Source organism: Planktothrix sp. FACHB-1355 (genome assembly GCF_014748295.1).
In the GTDB taxonomy this organism is placed as follows: Bacteria; Cyanobacteriota; Cyanobacteriia; order Cyanobacteriales; family Aerosakkonemataceae; genus Aerosakkonema; species Aerosakkonema funiforme_A.
The window spans coordinates 1-2,968 of the sequence record NZ_JACJUP010000907.1; the positions used below are offsets into that span (position 1 = coordinate 1).

2 protein-coding genes are annotated in these 2,968 nt (G+C 42.5%); both read right to left on the reverse strand.

From position 1 onward, the window contains the following. On the reverse strand, nucleotides 1–496 hold a 496-nt coding region (locus H6S82_RS26780), incomplete at its 3' end, for a Uma2 family endonuclease (RefSeq protein WP_191056997.1). A gap of 144 nt (nucleotides 497–640) precedes the next feature. Then, on the reverse strand, nucleotides 641–2,968 hold a 2,328-nt coding region (locus H6S82_RS26785; RefSeq protein WP_191056998.1), incomplete at its 5' end, for a filamentous hemagglutinin N-terminal domain-containing protein.

The following is a 2,968-nucleotide window of genomic DNA, read 5'->3' on the forward strand; positions in this document are numbered from 1 at the left end:
TTTGATTCGGACGATATATTTCTACCTGTTGTGCTTGGGGATTAATCAACCAACCTAACCGCAAACCACTTTCGAGATATTCCTGCATTTTTTCTTGCAGTTGGGTGAGCGAGTCGGTACGAGAACGCAACTCGATCGCAAAATCAGGACATAATGGGGGAAATTTCTCTTGTTCTTCGGGGGTTAGAGATTCCCAGCGTTCGTTAGCGACCCACGCGACATCGGGAGAACGGTCTCCCCCATTCGGTAAACTAAATATAGTAGAAGAACTAAAGACTCTTCCCAGTTGAGTTTGACGATTCCACAACCAAAGTGGGCCGTTTAAATCTGCTTCTCGGTTTCCACTAACTCCACCGACGGGAGGCATAATTACTAATTCTCCTTTAGCTGTTCGTTCGAGTTGCCAATTTTGATTGTCTTGGCAGAGTTGGTAAAATTGCTCGTCGCTTAAGCTAACGTTTTTTAAGTTTAAGATAACTGGAGTGGCAGTAATCATTGTTTAAGATTCCAAATGCTTATAAAATGCCGTAATTTAAAACCTGGATACTCTTACTATATCACCACCCGATGCCATAACCACCTTATCAATACTTTTAATCACAGATAACTGCCAATCAATACAGATGAATGCAGATAAATTTTATTGGCAATTCGGATAATCCAGAAAAGCAGAATGGGGGCTAACATTGGGTACTTCAGCAGTAAGGATAGCTTTGCCATTTGGAGAAATAACCCATCCTTGTGCTTCGACAATTTGGGTAGTAGGTAGCGGGTAGTAGGTAATGGCTGAAGAACTATTGTTACTCCCTACATTTCGTAAATCTACCCAAATTGCATCGCTGTTTAGAGATTCCATAGGACTGGGTGGCAAACCGCCTCTGCCAATAACGGTGAATGTACTCGATCGCCTATCAGCAGAACAGCTTTGCTTAATCTGCGCTTCAGTATTGGTAACTTTTACTGGCGGAATATCAGGAGGGGTAATCGTATTTACCCCTTGGATATTCGTCGAACCGCTAGCAAAAATTCGGCTATCTGGAGATAGAAAAACTCCTTGAGTTATCAGGCTGATATTAGCACCAGGGCCAGCAAAATTATTAGCAATAATTTTGCTACTTTCCAATGCAGCTAAAGTATCAGCGACAATATTAATGTTAGTACCTGTATTTTCAATGGGAACTACCGCATAGGCGGATATATTGCTATTATTCCGCATCTGGATAGAACGTGCGCTGAGAGAAACATTGCCGCCTTCCCTACCAAGAGATATCGCACTCATACCGCTATCACCAATCAGATGGATATCGCTAGCTTGGATATTAATATTGCCAGCTTTTCCCTGAGCGATCGCTTGTAGGTTGGGAAAACTGCTCGCGTTTATAAATCCTGTATTTCCGATACTTAAAATATCAGTGGGTAGTTGTATATTTCCCACATATCCACTTGCGAGAGTAGCAGCTACTAAACCAGTCGGTATCATTTGTGCTAGATTCTCTGTTAGTTTTAGCGACTCCGCGCTTATTGTGAGGTTTCCTTCTCCTCCCGCACCGTAAGTTCCTACCCCAATGTAGGAGTTTTGGATATCTTCGATCTTAATATTGCCAGCTTTAACCTGATTGATCAATTCTATAATTGGTAAACTGCTGACGTTTATAAATCCGCCATTTCCGATCGTTAAAATATCGCTAGCGATCGTTATATTTCCAGCATTTCCAGTTCCGAGAGTAGCAGCTACCAAACCAGCAGGTTTCAATTTTTCTGGATTGCCTGTTAGTTCTACAGAGTCCGCACGAATGGTGAGGTTTCCTCCTTTTCCTGCACCAGAAGTTCCCACTCCGATGTAGGAATTATCTCGCAGAATTAATCTACCTGTTGATATTGTCACATTTGCTGCATCTCCAGACTCGCTAGACGCACCCCCCAATAAGGTAATGTGATTAATATTGTCAGCATTAGTCATCTCTACCGAATCTCTTGCGTTGACAGTTAAGTTTCCGCCTTTTCCTGCACCATCTGTAGAAACTACAACAAATCCCCCATCTCGGATAATCAAAGAACCAGTATCAATTATCAAATTGCCAGCATTCCCATCCGCAGAAGTCGCTGCCCTCAATATACTGTTATTTCCTTCGGCATTTATACCTGAAACTTCTAATTTTTCCTTGGCACGAACGTTAATAATTCCTCCCGAACCGAAGCTATAAGTACTGGTTGATACTACCGAACCATCTTTGATAATTAACTGAGAAGCTTGGATAGAAAGAGTTCCAGCTTTTTGATTTTCTAGGGTATCGGCAATAATAATTGAGCTATCCCTAAGCTCAACTTTGTCGCCGATGATTTGGATATTACCGCCACCAGAACCGCTGGTCGATAAGCCAGAACTTTGAGAAAATTCCACATTTCCCATTATGGATGAAGGATTGGCGATCGAGAAGGAATCTAAAATGGATTGATTTTGCGGTGTTCTGATTTCTCCATTGTCGATCGCACCGATGAAAACCTGTCCTTGGGATGCTCTTATTAAGCCTCCTTCACTCCTCACTTCACCACCCAAAAGCGCTAAAGTTCTTCCTGGCTGCACTCCGAAAGCGAGGTCGGTATTTAAAATTCTTTGCTGGTAGTCGATCACCTCTTCGGGAGTATCTAATTGTTCTTGTGAAGGCGGTCTGATTCCCGACCCTAGCACCCTAATCAGTCCTGTGTTTGGCTGATGGTTGAGTTGCAAACCAACGGGTACGCTGACGCTTAACAAAGGTGCAGTATCTGCTGATGGTTTGGTGTAAAAAGCTCTACCATCTGCAAAAATAACACTTTGGGCTGTACTGGCTAAAAACGATCCGCCTATATTCAGCCTTGCATTAGGGCCAAAAATAATTCCATTTGGATTGAGCAAAAATAAATTAGCCTTTCCGTTGGCTCGAAGTACACCATCAATGTTAGAAATTGAGTTACCTGTTACTCGACT